The sequence below is a fragment of the Methanoculleus sp. UBA303 genome, from assembly GCA_002501655.1.
Classification (GTDB): domain Archaea; phylum Halobacteriota; class Methanomicrobia; order Methanomicrobiales; family Methanoculleaceae; genus Methanoculleus.
Genome location: DANY01000029.1, coordinates 50,640 through 66,530 on the forward strand (window position 1 = coordinate 50,640; position 15,891 = coordinate 66,530).

Consider the following 15,891-nt stretch of genomic DNA (forward strand, 5'->3'; position numbering starts at 1 on the left):
GAGGGGGGGATGCTCCCCCCTCGCACCTAACGGTGCTCAAGTTCCTTCCCTTCGGGAAGCCGCACTCCCCGTCAGCCCCACTTCGCACCTTCGGTGCTCGAACTCCGCTCCGCAGGAGCGTCGCTCCCTCTATGGCGATACTCCTACAGTCCACTGTATCGGGATTTATTATCGCCTCGGATGTCGTGTCAACCGCAACGAATCCTCCCGCTCGCTACGCTGCGCTTCTCCCGATAGCAGACCCCGGCCCCGCCTTGCAACACCGGGTGCAGAGTTATCCCCACGCCACAAACCGTATTCCCGGGACTAAAAGTGATTGGGGAGGGCCCCCCATCACCCCCCATAGAAGATGCTTGCGATATTGTAGAGGTCCATATCCACAGTCTTGAGGTTTGCCACCGCCTCCTCGAGCGGGACCGCAACGATATCAGTCCCCTGGAGCGCGACCATCTTCCCGAAGTCCCTCTCCTTGATGAGATCCGCCGCCGCCACACCGAACCGGGTCGCAAGTATCCGGTCGTGCGCCGTTGGAGAGCCTCCCCGCTGGACGTGCCCGAGCACCGTCACCCGCGTCTCCATCCCGAACCGGTTCTCGAGTTCGTCACGCAGGAACGTCCCGATGCCGCCGAGCGTTACGTGCCCGAACTCGTCAGTCCGGGCTGACTGTGTTATCGCTCCCTCCGCCCCCTTCGGCTGGGCACCCTCGGCGACCACGACGATGCTGAACTTCTTCCCTTTTGCGTAGCGCGCCTGGAGATGCTGGGCAACCTCATCGAGGTCGAACGGGACCTCCGGGATGAGGATCTGGTCGGCACCGCCCGCGATCCCGGCCACTGTCGCGATCCACCCGGCATGCCGGCCCATCACCTCCACCACCATGATCCGGTGGTGCGACTCCGCCGTCGTGTGGAGGCGGTCGATCGCCTCGGTGACGATGGAGACGGCGGTGTCGAACCCGAAGGTGTAGTCAGTCGCGGCGACGTCATTGTCGATGGTCTTAGGGACCCCCACAATCGGGACGCCCATCTTCGAGAGCCTGTTTGCGACACCGAGAGTATCCTCGCCGCCGATAGCAACGATCGCATCGATCCCGAACTTCCTGATGTTGTCGCAGACCCGCTGGACGTCAGCCTCGCTCTTGAAGGGGTTCGTCCGCGACGTCCCGAGGATCGTCCCGCCTCTCGGGAGGATCCCGGTCACCGAGTAATCGGTGAGCGGCTCGACGTCTCCGGCGATCAGCCCATGCCATCCGTCCCGGATCCCGATCGTGTCGAACCCGTGCTTTGCCCCCGTCCGCACAACCGCACGGATCACCGCGTTCAGACCCGGGCAGTCCCCTCCTCCCGTCAGTACGCCGACCGTCGTCATCCTATCACGCTCCTCCCTCGTAGATCTTCTTCGCCTCATCCACACTCACGTCGTCGAGAGTGATCGCCGATATAGCGTTGCAGAACCGGACGGCCTCATCAAGCGACCGCTGGTGAATGTTCCTCCCGGTCGCATTCCCGACCGTGCCGCCGATATGGATCTGGTCGTGCAGCTGTTGCAGGAACTCCGGCACGCTGGCCTGTGACCCGCCCGCACAGACCACGGCCGTCCTGCCGGCTGCCGCTACCGCCTCGCGGAGGAGCGTAGCGTCGAGCGACCCGCTAACTTTCGGTGGGTTCACCTTCGCAAAGTCACTCCCGAGGGCCGCTGCGACACCCGCCGCGCCTGCAACCATGTGCGGGTCCCGTTCATCCTTGACCGCTTTGCCGCGGGGGTACATCCAGAGCACGGTGACGAGACCGTTCTGGTGCGCATGGTTGACGATCTGGGCCGCCTGGTAGAGCATCATAGGCTCGTACTCGCTCCCGAGGTAGACCGTGTAGCCGACGCCGAGGATCGAAAGCCCCGTCCGGTCCCGGAGGTCGACGGCCTGCCGGACGTGGTGGAGTTCCGAACTGAGCGGGTCGCGCTGCGAGGTCCCGACCAGGTTGGTCTTGGAGTTGAGTTTGACCAGGTAGGGCACGTCCCGGTAATCCCCGCCATACCGGGCGATCATCCCGAGTTGCGTTGCAAAGACCCCGATCCGCCCTCTGTTCGCAATCCGGAAGAGATGTTCGGGATCAGCGTCTTCGGGATGGATACCTTCTCCGGCGAAGTCATCGTTGAGGTGCTCGATCTTCTGGTCCCCGGCAAAGAGCATCAGCCTCCCGGTGCCGTGCGTGATCGTCTGGTAGTTCTCCCGGTACCTCTCCTGCTCCTCCGGGGGCACATCGAGAGGGATCCTGATATCGGGTGCAGGTGGCATACCCCTTCCTCCCAATCCCCACCTACTTAAGTTTTGCTGGGTCCCCGGGAGAAGGAGATGGACCGCCCCGTGCCACCACCCGGCGGGAAGGAATGAGCCGGGAGCTGGTGCCGTGGATCATCCGGACCGGGGTCTACCTCCTCTCTGGTGCAGGTGAGTCCTCCCCGGCAGAGAGGCCCGGGAGTAGCCCTGCCATTCCTGCCGGGAGGACCTCCAGCCCTTCCCTGATGAGATCTCTCCGAAGCGATGCAGTGTAACACCCTCCGCCGCCTACGGGCGATAAGTATTTATCACATATCATCTCCCCGGGGGGCACCTCCCGGAAGGGAGCGCGTATATGGTGGTGAGAGATATGAAAGGCATGAAGGAATCCGCCATGAGCGGGATGTCAAAAGTCGCCGGGACCATACAGGAACTCGACCCGCAGATCATCGAGGCGAGCACCTCCGGAATGAACTACCCTGCATCGAAGAGTGATCTTATCACCCGGGCAAAGGAGAGCGAGGCGCCCCAGATCGTCCTTGATGCGATAAATCAGTTCGAAGACAGGCAGTATAAAGACCCGGAAGATGTGAAATCCGAATTTCAGAAGATCGTGCAGAAGTGATCTCTTCTGGCCGGCGGATGCCGAAGGCGGCCCCAGCCGCCCCCTGCTCTCGGCGACTGGAACCGTCAGGTCGGCGGCGCTCCGTGCTCAGAAGTATTTGAGGAACGGAACCGCATACGCACTCCGGGAGCGCCTCAAGGGCACGGATTACCTTACCTTTTCCGGCAGGGCGCCAGATAGGTTCTGGGTCGTGCCGACCTGTAGTAGACACAAAGCCTGGGCTCCCTCTTTCGGATCGGAGAATGGTCCGGGTTCTGTCGTGGGGCACTCCGATCCCGGGGCCCGCCACCTATATCAGATCCACGGGCGCATGGCGTGGCATGCTCATCGTCGGACACCGCGGTGCCAGGGCTCTCGAGCCGGAGAACACCCTGCGAGCCCTGCGGAGATGTATGGCGTGTGCCGATCTCGTCGAGGTCGACCTGCGCCTCACAAGAGACGGCATTCCGGTAGCGATCCACGACGCAACCGTAGACCGGACGACGGACGGGACAGGGCCGGTCAAAGGCTATACCATCGAGGACTTAACGAGGCTGGACGCGGGTGAGGGCGAGACTATCCCAACGCTCCGGGAGGTTCTGGCCCTCATTCAGGGGCAAACCGGGCTCATAGTGGAGATCAAGGAGCCCGGGACCGAAGCGATCATAGTTTCGGTGATCATTGACCGGCTGCCGGAGCGGCTCTTCCTGGTCTCTTCCAACCCGGAGAGCGTCACGATGGCGAAGAGGCTCCTCCCGGGGGTACAGGCGGGCCTCATCTACTCCGGGGCGACAGATGATCCCATCGGGCTCGCCCGGTCGGTGCAGGCGGACGTCATCCTCCCGCGGTGGGACCGGGTCTCGCGCGAGGTGGTGGAACAGGCGCACGGGGCAGGGCTGCTCGTCATTCCCTGGACACTGAACAGAGAAGAGGATATCAAGGAGGCGGCGCGGCTCGGCGTCGACGGCTTCGCGAGCGACGACCCCTGCGCCGCACGGCAATACCTGCAGGGTGGAACCCAAAAAAGCGCAACTCCAGCGAGGTGATGGGCCGGGCGGGGCCTGGAATCCGGCCCACAGGTTCAGATGAGCGTCCCCGGCAGGTGCTTGAGGAGCCAGGCCTTCACCTCAACGTAGAGGCTCTCCGCCACCTCATCGAGGGTGTGGCCCGTCCCTTCGTAGATGATCAGCCGTTTAGGCTCATGAGCACGCCGGTAGACCTCCTCTGAAGAATGATAAGAGACAACCGTGTCGAAGTCCCCGTGGACCAGGAGTATCGCCGCACGTCCTGCCAGCCCTGCGACGGGTTCGGTCCCGGCGGCCTGGGTCGAGAGCGCGACGACGACCCTGACTGCAGGGTCGCTCGCTGCCGCCTGGATCACCACCGCCCCCCCGAGCGAGTGCCCGACGAGCCCGACGGCTGAGACGCCCTGGCTCTCAAGGTAGCGCATACCGAGGACCGTGTCAACGGTCGACTCCACAAGGTCGGCCGGGTGCCGGTACCGTACCCGGAGCGCGCTGATCCTGTCGTTCCGGAGGCCCTGCGCCAGCTGCGAGTAGAGTTCCCGTGCGGGGGTGTCAAACCCGCCGCCGGTCCCGCCGACCATAACGACGCCGTTTCTGGCCCCCTCCGCCTCGTAGTAGCGGCAGGTGGTCGTTCCCCGGTCGGTCTCGATCTCCACGGTGTCGTAGGCCTCGCCAGCCTGCGGCACCTTCCTAGCGTTCATGGAGCGTATCTCAACCCTCGTAGTATCCACTTCAATCGCAGCCGTCCCGAGCATGCGGGAGAGTAGATATTGTGCTATTTGTCCTTTGCGGCTACATCATGATCGGCAGGGGTCCGGTGCCGCCCATGAGGACAGGCGTTCTCGCGCGCTAGAGATTGGAGCGATCCCGGGAGCCGCTCGTGATGTTGTCTCACAAGCCTGTACAGAAAGTACATTACTATTGGTTACAAAATTATAAACTGCAATGGATAAAATCAGGCACAATCTCTTCCAGCAGGTCGGCGACTTCCCTTCGGCATCTGTTACAAACGGGTCCGCTGCGCACCCTGATGCCGGGGAGTCCGATGCTGACCTCCTTGACGCCTACTCCCGGGCTGTCGTCCGGGTTGTTCGCTCCGTGGGACCCGCGGTCGTGAGCGTGGTCGTGGGGAAGAACCTCCAGGGCCGGAGGGGCGAGCAGATGGGGGCAGGATCAGGCGTGATCGTGGCACCAGAAGGCTACATCATGACTAATAATCATGTTGTACAGGGAGCGGAGAGGATCGAGGTCCGTGCAGCAGATGGGACCGCCTTTCCTGCACGCCTGGCGGGGGCCGACCCGGCGACCGACCTCGCCGTTCTCCGTGCCGATACGGGGGGTCTCTCTTACGTGTCGTTCGGTGACTCGAGAGCGCTCTCAGTTGGTCAGCTCGCTATAGCCATCGGCAACCCGCTCGGCTTTGACTCGACCGTCTCGACGGGAGTCCTGAGCGCTCTCGGGCGGGCGCTCCGGAGCCGGGACGGTCGCCTGATCGAGAACGTCATCCAGCACACCGCCCCTCTGAACCCCGGCAACTCCGGCGGTCCGCTGGTAGACTCGCGCGGCCGGGTCATCGGTATCAACACGGCAATCATCCCCATGGCCCAGAGCATCTGCTTCTCGATCCCCTCAAACACCGCTGCCTGGGTTCTCCCGCAGCTCGTCGCCGATGGCAGGGTGCGGCGCGGATACCTCGGCATCGCCGGTCAGTCACAGCCGTTAGAGCGATCGCTCATCCAGATGCTCGGGCTTACCGGGAGCCAGGCAGTCGAGGTCGTCTCGGTGAACAGGACAAGCCCCGCCGGCCGGGCCGGGCTCCGGCCAGGTGACCTGATCGTAGCAATCAACGAGACCTGCGTGGGGTGTGTGGACGACCTGCACCGGTTCCTTGCCACCTGGCCCATCTCGGAACCGGCAACCCTGACGCTCATCCGGGGACGGCAACGGATCATGCTCCCGATTGTCCCGATCGAAGCCGTCGCGTGCCCCGCTACGGGATGAAAGGCGGGCGAGTAATTCTGCCCGCCTCTCCCCACATGATTACGAGATCCACGTTATCCGGGGCTCACGCCGCCCCGGTTTCGGCGGCAGGGGGGCGGGATAGCCGAAGATCAGCGGCGCCACAACCTGGTGGTCATCCGGCACCTCCAACGCCTCGAGGAGGTCGGGGTTCTGCTGGATGAGAGCGGCGGAGCCGATCCAGCAACTACCGAGGCCGAGCGCCCAGGCGGCGAGCATCATGTTCTCCGCGCAGAGCGTGCAGTCGAGGACGCTTGATACGACCTCCCGGGCACCGAGGACCAGGACCAGCACCGGGGCGTTGTAGAAGATGCTGTACTCCGGACGCTTGAGCGCTGCAAGGAATTCTTCTGTCCCCGGGCGGGATTCCTCTCCTATCTTCTCCGCGAGGAGCGGCTTGCAGTAGTCGGACGCCCGTCGCATCAGGTTTCTGTCCCTCACGACCACGAACTCCCAGGGCTGAAGCCCGAGAGCTGTCGGGGCCTGGATGCCCGCAGCAATGATCGCCCGGAGGGCCTCATCCTGAACCTCGCGGTCGGTGTAGTTCCTGACGCTTCGGCGTTCCCGGATCACGGAGAAGATCTCGATTGCCTCTGTATCCGTCATCATACATTCCTCTTCGGCTCCCCTATGGTATTTATCTCTGCGGGGTTGAAGGCGGCATGAGCGGGCAGACCCCCTCCGTAAGGTGGGGTAGTTCACGTCTTGAGGGGACCCACACAGGCCTCCTAACCCTCTCCTCAGGAGAGGATGAAGAAGCCGCCGATCTTCCCGAATCCTCCTCACTGGCGATCTGCACGTCGCCGACCCGGGCCGCGGCCGGACCCCGGCGGCAGAACCCGGCCATCTGCTGCACGGGCACATCGTCACCCTCAAAAACCGCCTCCCGGCCGGCCGGCCGGGAGGCTCCTGACCCAACCGGTGACTCTCTTGATTCGTCGGGCTTCACCCCCCACGGCCCACCGGAACCCGACCCCCTGCATCCTTCCGCTGACCTGAGGTATTGCCTGAACGCCACCAGAAATTCAGGGAGCCGGCTCTTATCTGGAAAACCTGATAGTAATCCTTTTTACCTTCCTGAAACTCATCAACTACAATTACGCTCTACAGCCCCGGAGGGGAATGACAGATTCAGACCAAGACCGGATACTATACGATCTTCTGGCGTTCGATGCTCTGGACGACGGCCTTCTCGTGGTAAACGATGACCGGAGGATTCTCTGGTGCAACCCGGATCTCGCGCGGATTTTTGCTATCCGGCAGGAAGAGGCCATCGGAATGGACGTGCGTTCTCTCCTCGGCAGGTATCTTCTGCCGACCATTGAGGATGAAGCCTCTGCACGGCTGATCCGGCAGACCCTCGAGAACGGCGCAGATCGGCCTTCTCCCCTCTGCCGCACCCGGACTCCTGACGGCAGCCAGCGCTGGCTCTTGATATCAGGCATACCGGCCCACGCCGATACCGGGAACGGACTTCGAGTCATCAGGATCCGGGATGCCACCGGGGATGTGACTGCGCACCACTTCAGGACCGCGCTCGACCAGTCCCCGGTGGTCGTCTTTGCGCAGGACAGGGATCTCCGCTACGTCTGGTCGTACAACCAGCAACTGGGGCCTACGGATACATCCATCCTCGGCAGGACGGATCCGGAAGTCTTTCTACCCGATGACGCCGCGCGATTGACCGCGCTCAAGCGCCGGGTCCTGGAGACGGGAGATATCGTGCGGGCAGAGGCGACACTCACGGTCGGGAATGAGGTGCACATAAGAGACCTGACCCTCAAGTCGCTTCAGGATGCCGAGGGGAGCGTCGTAGGCATCACCGGGACTGCGTTTGATGTGACCGAACGGGACCGTGCGGAAGAAACGCTCCGGAAACGGACCTACGACCTGGACCAGCGGATGGACGAGCTCCGGTGCCTGTATTCCATCACGCACCTCGTCGAGGTGCCGGGGATAACGCTCGATGCACTCCTGCAGGCAGTTGCCGATACGCTCCCCTCGGGCTGGCAGTACCCGGACGACACCGCGGTGCGGATCACGGTCGATGGCCGGGAATACCGGAGAGGCGATCCCCGGGAGACTCCCTGGATCCAGAGAAGCCCGATCGTCGTCCACGGTGTACGCATTGGTGAGGTTGAGGTCCGGTATATCGCAGAGAAACCGGAGGCGGCTGAAGGGCCGTTCCTGCGGGAAGAGCGGATGCTGCTTGACGCCATCGCGGAGCGGCTTGGCCGGGTCATCGAGAGGTTGCGGGCAGAAGCGGCGCTCCAGAAGAGCGAGGAGATGTTCCGGGGGATCGCCCAGCGGAGTTTCGACCTTATCGTTACGTCGTACCTGGCCGACGGGCTGCACTATGCCTCACCGGCTGTGGAGCGGATACTCGGGTACTGCCCCGAGGAGATGGCAGGAACGGACCTGGAAGATTACATCCTCCCGTCGAGTCTTCCGGCATGGGGAGAGGGGCGCCGGAAGGTGCTCCGGGGCGAACAGGTTGAAGGGCTCCGGATTGAGGTCAGGCGGAAAGACGGGGAGAACACCATACTGGAGTTGAGTGAGTCACCGATCGTCGAGAATGGGGCGGTCGTGGGATTTCAGGCGGTCGGGAGGGATATCTCGGAGCGGATCCTCTACGAGCGACTCCGGGAGCAGGCCCTCGATCTGAACGCACGGAATATCGCGCAGTTTGCCGTCCTTGCCGACCATGTCCGCCACCCTCTCCAGGTGGTCATGGGGGTTGCGGACCTGCTCGACGACGAGGAGACCGCGGAGAAACTCCGGGAGCAGGTCCGGAGGATCAATATGCGGATAAGTCAACTCGACCGCGAATGGATGGAGTCCCGGAAGATCCGGGAGTTCTTGAAGCGCTACGAACTCTGAGAGGCCGGCGTTGCCGGGGGGTGGGCCAGTGTCCCTATGGTCTCGTCGGCGACCCGCGCTATCTCCGCCGTCGTCTCTCCTCGCGAGGGCGGTGCGCTGGCGGCACAGTTCCCCGGATGGCGGTGAGCATCCCCGGCAGGAGAGTGCCTTTCTTCCCGACGACATCCGCCGTCCGAATCATGGAGGCGTATGCGGTCAGGACGTAGCTCTCCCCGAAGAGGTCGAGCCCGCCCCGGGCAAAGTCGTTGAGGGAGAGCGGGACCGAAGGGCTATCGACGGATGGCTTACTTGAGACCGGGCAGACAAGCAGATCCCCGCTCTCTCCCGCCGTAACGACCACCACCGGACGCACTTTCCATTCGCCGACACCCCCGATGCGTACGGAGGCTAGAACGACGTCTCCACCGACGTACCGCCCCATGTACATACAGGTTGACCCCAAAACCGATAAGAGAATTGATCCATGACGATGGCGCCGGGCGGGGGGGGCGGCCCGGTGCCCGGAATCACAGGAGGAATTCCGTCGTGGGCGGTCTTCACCCAGGTCAGGCCCTGCGGGGGCCCGCACGGGCTCACCCGGATTGCGTATTATCCGACGAAGGCCTGGGAGGACCTTAAAGATAAGTGGAGGGAGGGGTCCCCCCGACCCCTCCGGTGTGTCGTTACCGTGTCTGTCCTTTTGCTTTTCCACCTGGTTTCTGTTGCTCTTCACTGAACTTCTGGTCCTTCACCTTCTCCTTCTCTTTTGCGTTCTCCTTCACCTTCGCATTCCCGGCATACCCGTCACCGTTGTCACCCGCTTCCTTCTTCCCGTTGCCCGGGTTGATCACGGATACAGCACCGTTGCCGACCACAGGGACGAGGCCATTCTCTGTTGTGACGTTGCCGGTCACGGTCAGGTTGCCGTCACCGGCGGCGAGGTCGAGGTCCGCTCGCCGGTACTTCAGGATGAGCGTGCCGCCGTCCTTCATGCAGAAGTTGACCTTCTCCGGGGTTGTGTTTCCGATCTTAAACTCCGAGGGGTCCGCTGCAGCCACGTCCGTGCGGTCGGCATCACTGAACCCGAACCACTCCGCAATGCTGACAAAGACAGTCATAACACCGTTGCTCTTCTGGTTCAGGGTCTTTGGGACGACCTTCACGTTCATCGACTGCGGGCTCACGGTCACGTTCAGGGTGTCGCAGGCGACTGCGCCGGTGGCATTGTCTACAACCTCCACCGTGACAGCGTAGGTGCCGGCGGTAAGGTAAGTATAGGTACTCTGGATCGTACCGTTGTGGTCGTCATCCAGCGCGATCTCAGGCTCTGTCGTCGCCGGGCCCCAATTAATGGAGGCGCTCATGTTCAGCGCATCGAGAACATCGGTGCCGTTGTAGGTAGCGAGGATAGTGACCTGCTCACCGGTGAGTGCGGTGCGGTCGCCCCCTGCATCGACAACAAGTGTGGACGGCACGTCAGGCTCCTCCTCGGGAACCTCCGGCTGCGGGCTGACGGTCACGTTCAGGGTGTCGCGGGCGACAGCGTTGGTGGCGTTGTTCGCGACCTCCACCGTGACGGCGTAGGTGCCGGCGGCAAGGTAGGTGTAGGTGTCCTGGATCGTGCCGTTGTGGTCGTCATCCGGTATGATCTCGGGTTTCGTCGTTGCCGTGCTCCAGTTGATGGAGGCCGAGAGGTTCAGCGCGTCGACAGCGTCATCGTCACAGTAAGTGGCCATGATGATGACCGGCTCACCGGCGAGTGCAGTGCGGTCACCTCCTGCATCGACGACGAGGGCGGCCTGCACGGCAGGAACCGCCACGGCGAGGACGATCAGGAGGGAGAAGATTCTTACTGTTGCATCATGTCTCATGAGGAACTCATCTCCGGTAGATACTGGATATGCTCCTCTATTTGACCGCATTGAGCTTCCCGGTTCAACCAATTGTCCCGGGAGTGCAGGGTTGCCTATACCCGGAGCAGTCGGGCGTTGATCGCAACGATCACGGTGCTTGCGCTCATCAGCACCGCCCCGGCCGCCGGTGTGAGGACGATACCGGCACCGAAGAGTACGCCGGCGGCGAGCGGGATGGCGACGGTGTTGTAGCCGGTTGCCCAGAGCAGATTTTCGAACATCTTTCTGTAGGTCTTCTTTGAGAGGTCGATGACCGCCGCCGCGTCTCGGGGGTCGCTCCTCACGAGGACGATATCGGCGCTCTCCACGGCCACATCGGTCCCCGCCCCGATGGCGATCCCCACATCGGCCTGCACGAGCGCAGGGGCGTCATTGATCCCGTCGCCCACCATCGCCACCCGGTAGCGGCGTTGCACCTCCCGGATCTTCTCGGCCTTCTCATGGGGGAGGACCCCGGCAAAGAATTCATCGAGGCCCAATTCCCCCGCCACCCACGCGGCGACGTCCGGGTTGTCACCGGAGAGCATCATGCACCGGATGCCCATCTCTTTGAGCCGGCTGATCGCCTCACCTGACTCAGGCCTGATGATATCGGCGAGCGCAAGCGCGCCGGTGAGCCGGCCGTCATCGAGGAGGAAGACAACGGTCTTGCCCTGCCGCTGGAGTGCCCCGACCCGCTCGTCGCCGGCCTCTATGCCCTGCTCTGCGAGGTAGCCGGGGCTGACCACCCGGACTGTCCGGCCGGCGGCCTCCGCTTCGACGCCCTTCCCCGGTATCGCCCGGAAGTTTTCGAGCGGGATCAGGGAGAGTCCCCGCTCCTCTGCGCTCCGGACGACGCCCCGGGCGATCGGGTGCTCGGAGTGTGCCTCCACCGACGCCGCCGTCCTGACCACATCGTCCTCTGTAGCGCCGCCGAAGGTGAGGATATCCGTGACCCCAAACCTCCCCGTCGTGAGGGTCCCGGTCTTGTCGAAGACGACCGCCTGGAGGTCCTTTGCCCGCTCAAACGCTGTCCGGTCCCGGATCAGGAACCCGGACCGGGCGGCAAGGGCCGTCGAGACCGCGACCACGAGCGGGACAGCAAGGCCGAGCGCATGGGGGCAGGCGATGACCATCACAGTAGCGGCCCGCTCCACCGCAAACCCGGGCCCCGCCCCGACGACGAGCCATCCCGCGAACGTCACCGCACCGATCGAGAGGGCGATCACCACCAGGAGGAACGCCGCCCGGTCTGCGAGGTCCTGGGTCCGGGACCGGCTCTCCTGCGCCTTTCGGACAAGGTCGATAACCTGGGCGAGGTAGGTCTCCGCGCCCGTCTTCCTGACCTCGACGACGACCGAGCCCTCGCCGTTGATCGAGCCGCCGATGACCGCATCCCCGGGGCGCTTCTCCGCCGGTCTCGACTCCCCGGTGAGCATCGCCTCGTTGACGCTCGTCGCACCCTCGATCACCACGCCGTCCACCGGCACCTTCTCGCCGGGCCGGACGAGCACCCGGTCGCCCGGTGTAAGCCGATCCACGGGCACATCCTCCATGGTCCCACCGCTCCGGACCTGGTGCGCCTCCGACGGCATGACCCTGACGAGTTCCTCAAGTGCCCTCGACGCCCCGAGGACCGAGCGCATCTCCACCCAGTGCCCGAGGAGCATGATGTCGATCAAGGTGGCGAGTTCCCAGAAGAACCCCTCACCGCCGACGATACCGAGAACGACCGCCGAACTGTAGGCGTAGGCGACGGTGATCGCGACGGCGATGAGCGTCATCATCCCGGGCATCCGCACCCGGAGTTCGCTTACGATACCGGCAAGAAACGGCCAGCCGCCGTAGAGATAGACCACGGTCGCAAGAGTGAGGAGGAGGTAGTCAGAGCCCGGGATGGTGATGGTGATACCGAGGAGCGCCTGGACCTGCGGAGAGAGGAGGAGGATCGGGACTGTGAGAATGGTCGAGACGATAAACCGCCGCCGGAAGTCCTCGAGGGCGTGGTGGTGAGTCTCCGGCGGCTTCTTCTGGCTCGCCTCCGCAGGTTGCGCCTCGTGCCGCCCGGTCACCCCGTGGTCATGGTCCATGTCAGCCCCTCCGCTCCAGTTCTTTCTCACGCTTCCGGAACTCCTCTTCGTCGATATCGCCCCGCGCGTAACGCTGCCGGAGCACGTCCATCGCCGTATCGCCGACCGGGACCGTCTGCTGCCCGCCCCCGGGCTCCCGGAGAACAAGAAAGAGGATGAGGAATATGAACCTGACCATGGGGAGGATGACGAGGATGAACCAGAGCAGGCCGTTCATTCCCCGGCGGTTCGCATCCCGGTAGACCAGGACGCCGATGACGAGGAAGACGAGCAGCCAGAGGAGCAGCATGCCCCACCCGAGGAACGGGAACCCGGGCCACCCCTCAAACATGTGGTGACCGTCCCCGTAGGGGTGCACGAATCCGTCCATGGGGGTGGGGTATTCTCCGGGCGACGTAAATATACCGGCTGCCCCGCATGCGGGGAGCACTACCTCCACGTGCGGGGCAGCCGGCCGCGCGCAGCCGTGGTAACGACGAGGGCAATATTCGCCGCCTGACAGACGATGGATACTCTCCGGAAGAAATGAACAGATATATAAACCCTGGAGAACAGCATACCGCTCGTAGTCGGGCACACCAGCCTGCAGGAGTGATAGTTCTCCTTAAACCACTCTAAATACAACGCGGATCCGTTTGAATTATGTGAGAATATTTTATCTATACTGGATATAAAACTCCCTGAGAATAAAGGAAGGTGATACCGACCAATGCACGAATGTACACCCGCATACGGAGACATCTCCGCGCTTGCCGCCATTCTGGATGCATTCGGCGAAGGGCTGCTCGTCATCAGCCCCGATAATCAGGTAACCTGTATAAACAGCCATCTCCAGCACCTCCTCAGCATCGGCCGGGACGCCCTCTCCGGGACCGATGCAGATCAGTTCATCTCCCTGGCCCTGGTACCTCGTATCTGCGAGGAGTCGTGCAGGGCGGAGGTCCTGGCGTTCTTCTCCGGCCGCTCGCGGGCCGCCGATATACTGTGTACAATGCTATCGCCCGGCGGCGGCGAGGAGCAGGTCCACTGCTCGTGCCGGACCGTGAATGAGGGGCCATTCCAGGGCACGCAGATCATCCGCCTTTCTTCCGGACCCTGCGGCCTCCAGAGGGATTTTGTCCCTGATACTTCAGCCGGCACCTCGATCCTCCCGGGCAACGGTCCCGGGAGGCCTGCGGATACCCCCGAGCAGAGGCGGATGGAGGAGGTCCTGCGGGAGGGCGAGGACTGGTACCGGTTCCTCGTCGAGAATCTCAATGAAGGCATCGGACTCATCGACAGAGGAGGCGTCGCGGCCTTTGCTAACCAGAGAATGGCCGATATCCTCGGCTACCCGGCCGCAGAGATTATTGGATTGCCAGTCTCTCTCTTCGTCGATGAAGAGGGTGCCAGGTACCTGGGGGAGTACCTGCAGAACCTGGATCAGAACCTGCGCGAGGTCTTCGAGTTTGAGTTGATCCGTAAGAACGGTGCCCGCATCCATACGCTGATGGCAACCACCCCGATCAACAACGCCGACGGCACCTGCCGGGGGTTCCTTGCCGGAGTTCAGGACATCACTCCCCTGGAACGGATGAGGAGGCAGCTCCGGGAGAGCGAGCAGAAGTACCGGTCGCTTGTCGAACTCTCGGCCGAGGCGACCCTGATCCACTGCGATGGGAAGATTATATACACCAACCCCGCCGGCATGAGGCTGCTCGGCGCTTCACGCCCGGAGGAGGTCCTCGGGAAGGCTATCCTTGATATCGTCCATCCCCAGGCCCGGGATACCATCGAGGCCATAAACACGCGGGACCTGCAGGAGGAGGCTCCGCTCGTCGAGCTGCTGGTTGTCAGGCTCGATGGGACGACGATCCCCGTTGAGGGGAGGGGCACACGGGCGTTTGTCGATGGGCACGCCGCGGTCCAGGTCGTTATGCGGGATATCACCCACCGGAAACACGCTGAGGAGCAGTTGCAGGCAAGGAACCGGCATCTCCTGCTGCTTAATCGGATCATCGGCACATCCGCATCGGCCCACTCGCCGGAGGAACTGATGGAGACGGCGCTCGACCTGACGCTCGACCTCCTCGGCTACGACGGCGGCGCCATCTACTGCCTCGATGCCGGGCGGAGCGAGGTCACGCTCCAGTATCGGCGAAACATGCCGGACATGTGCCTGGAGCGGGCAGGGGGCATCCTTGAGGAGTCGTGCGGTTGCACCTTCGCCACCGGCTTTCCCTGTTACCTTGAGCAGGATCGGGGCCAGAAAGCCCCCACCTCCCGCCTTCTCCAGGAACTCGGGCTCACCGCACTCGCCTGCATCCCGCTCGTCGTCGAGTCCAACGTCGTCGGGGCGCTCCTCATCGGGAGCAGGGGTCAGGGATCTTTCTCTCCCGACGAGCGCGCACTCCTCGAAGCGGTCGGCCGGGAGATTGGGGCCGGCATCCTGCGCGGGATGCTCCATCAGAGGCTTGAGGCAGCAAACCGGGAGGCGAACCTCTACCTGGACATCCTCACCCATGATATCCGGAATGCAGATAACGTCGCGAATATATACGCCGACCTCCTCATCGACGAACTCGAGGGAGAGGCGGCCCGGCACGCCAGGAAACTGAAAAGCGGGATCAAAAAGAGTATCGAGATCACCGCAAACGTCGCCACCATCAGGAAGATCCACGAGAGCCGGGCCGGACTTGCACCCTTCGATCTTCATGCCGTCATCCTGAATGAGATCGACCACTTTCCCGACCTCTGTATCCGCTACGAAGGGCGATCCGTGGAGGTCTTTGCCGACGACCTTCTCCCTCAGGTCTTCACGAACCTCATAGGTAACACCGCAAAGCACGGCGGGCCGGCGGTTGAGGTCACGGTGGCGGTCGAGGACCTGGATGAAAGGACCGTCATCGTCACCGTCGCCGACACCGGCCCCGGTGTCCCGGACGACGCGAAGGAGACGATCTTATTCAGATTCGAACGGGAGGGGGGCAGGCGAGGGAGCCAGGGCCTCGGCCTCTCGATCTGCCGGATGCTCACCGCCCGTTACGGCGGCAGGGTCTGGGTCGAGGACCGGGTCGAGGGGCACCCGGAGAAGGGTGCGGCGTTCCGGTTCACCCTCCGGAAGGCCGGGCGTTGCAGGAGAACCTAA

14 protein-coding genes are annotated in these 15,891 nt (G+C 63.2%); 5 read left to right on the plus strand and 9 right to left on the minus strand.

The genetic code is table 11. The annotated features are described in order from the left end of the window. Positions 1-333: 333 nt before the first annotated feature. Both BP846_RS06780 and BP846_RS06785 read right to left on the minus strand, forming a co-directional pair. The gene (locus BP846_RS06780; protein WP_292393709.1) at positions 334-1,368 is read right to left on the minus strand and encodes a 6-phosphofructokinase; all 1,035 of its coding nucleotides are present in this window, start codon (positions 1,366-1,368) and stop codon (positions 334-336) included. A gap of 4 nt (positions 1,369-1,372) precedes the next feature. Next, the gene (locus tag BP846_RS06785; RefSeq protein WP_292393711.1) at positions 1,373-2,293 is read right to left on the minus strand and encodes an aldolase; all 921 of its coding nucleotides are present in this window, start codon (positions 2,291-2,293) and stop codon (positions 1,373-1,375) included. 352 nt (positions 2,294-2,645) lie between these two features. Here BP846_RS06785 and BP846_RS06790 point away from each other — a divergent pair, with 352 nt between their 5' ends. Next, a complete protein-coding gene (locus tag BP846_RS06790; RefSeq protein ID WP_292393713.1) occupies positions 2,646-2,900 on the plus strand; it encodes a DUF2795 domain-containing protein in 255 nt (84 codons plus the stop codon). A 320-nt stretch (positions 2,901-3,220) separates the two neighbouring features. Beyond that, positions 3,221-3,925 carry a glycerophosphodiester phosphodiesterase gene (locus tag BP846_RS06795; RefSeq protein WP_292393715.1) on the plus strand — a complete coding sequence of 235 codons (705 nt, stop codon included), beginning with the start codon at positions 3,221-3,223 and terminating at the stop codon, positions 3,923-3,925. A 35-nt stretch (positions 3,926-3,960) separates the two neighbouring features. Here BP846_RS06795 and BP846_RS06800 read toward each other — a convergent pair whose 3' ends face one another. Continuing rightward, the gene (locus BP846_RS06800) at positions 3,961-4,605 is read right to left on the minus strand and encodes an alpha/beta hydrolase (protein ID WP_292393717.1); all 645 of its coding nucleotides are present in this window, start codon (positions 4,603-4,605) and stop codon (positions 3,961-3,963) included. A 244-nt stretch (positions 4,606-4,849) separates the two neighbouring features. Here BP846_RS06800 and BP846_RS06805 point away from each other — a divergent pair, with 244 nt between their 5' ends. Beyond that, the gene (locus BP846_RS06805) at positions 4,850-5,905 is read left to right on the plus strand and encodes a S1C family serine protease (protein WP_292393719.1); all 1,056 of its coding nucleotides are present in this window, start codon (positions 4,850-4,852) and stop codon (positions 5,903-5,905) included. Between the two features lie 39 nt (positions 5,906-5,944). On the opposite strand, the gene BP846_RS06810 is transcribed toward BP846_RS06805, so the two are convergent. Continuing rightward, positions 5,945-6,532 carry a nitroreductase family protein gene (locus BP846_RS06810; protein WP_292393721.1) on the minus strand — a complete coding sequence of 196 codons (588 nt, stop codon included), beginning with the start codon at positions 6,530-6,532 and terminating at the stop codon, positions 5,945-5,947. A gap of 263 nt (positions 6,533-6,795) precedes the next feature. After that, positions 6,796-6,906 (minus strand): acylphosphatase, encoded by a 111-nt coding sequence (locus tag BP846_RS06815; RefSeq protein WP_292393723.1) that lies wholly within the window; start codon positions 6,904-6,906, stop codon positions 6,796-6,798. 139 nt (positions 6,907-7,045) lie between these two features. On the opposite strand from BP846_RS06815, the gene BP846_RS06820 reads away from it, so the two are divergent. Further along, the gene (locus BP846_RS06820) at positions 7,046-8,803 is read left to right on the plus strand and encodes a PAS domain S-box protein (protein WP_292393725.1); all 1,758 of its coding nucleotides are present in this window, start codon (positions 7,046-7,048) and stop codon (positions 8,801-8,803) included. A gap of 58 nt (positions 8,804-8,861) precedes the next feature. Here the strand turns inward: BP846_RS06820 and BP846_RS06825 are convergent, their stop codons facing one another. The 4 genes from BP846_RS06825 to BP846_RS06840 all read right to left on the minus strand — a co-directional run bounded on the left by BP846_RS06825 (position 8,862) and on the right by BP846_RS06840 (position 13,134). Beyond that, positions 8,862-9,224 (minus strand): type II toxin-antitoxin system PemK/MazF family toxin, encoded by a 363-nt coding sequence (locus BP846_RS06825; protein WP_292393727.1) that lies wholly within the window; start codon positions 9,222-9,224, stop codon positions 8,862-8,864. Between the two features lie 241 nt (positions 9,225-9,465). Continuing rightward, entirely contained in the window at positions 9,466-10,653 is a 1,188-nt protein-coding gene (locus BP846_RS06830; RefSeq protein WP_292393728.1) for a hypothetical protein, read from the minus strand. 95 nt (positions 10,654-10,748) lie between these two features. Beyond that, positions 10,749-12,764: a copper-translocating P-type ATPase gene (locus tag BP846_RS06835; RefSeq protein WP_292393732.1), complete on the minus strand. Its 2,016-nt coding sequence runs from the start codon at positions 12,762-12,764 to the stop codon at positions 10,749-10,751. A 1-nt stretch (position 12,765) separates the two neighbouring features. After that, positions 12,766-13,134, minus strand: coding sequence for an SHOCT domain-containing protein (locus BP846_RS06840; protein WP_292393734.1), 369 nt, complete (start codon positions 13,132-13,134; stop codon positions 12,766-12,768). Positions 13,135-13,473: 339 nt separating this feature from the next. On the opposite strand from BP846_RS06840, the gene BP846_RS06845 reads away from it, so the two are divergent. Then, positions 13,474-15,891, plus strand: coding sequence for a PAS domain S-box protein (locus BP846_RS06845; RefSeq protein WP_292393735.1), 2,418 nt, complete (start codon positions 13,474-13,476; stop codon positions 15,889-15,891).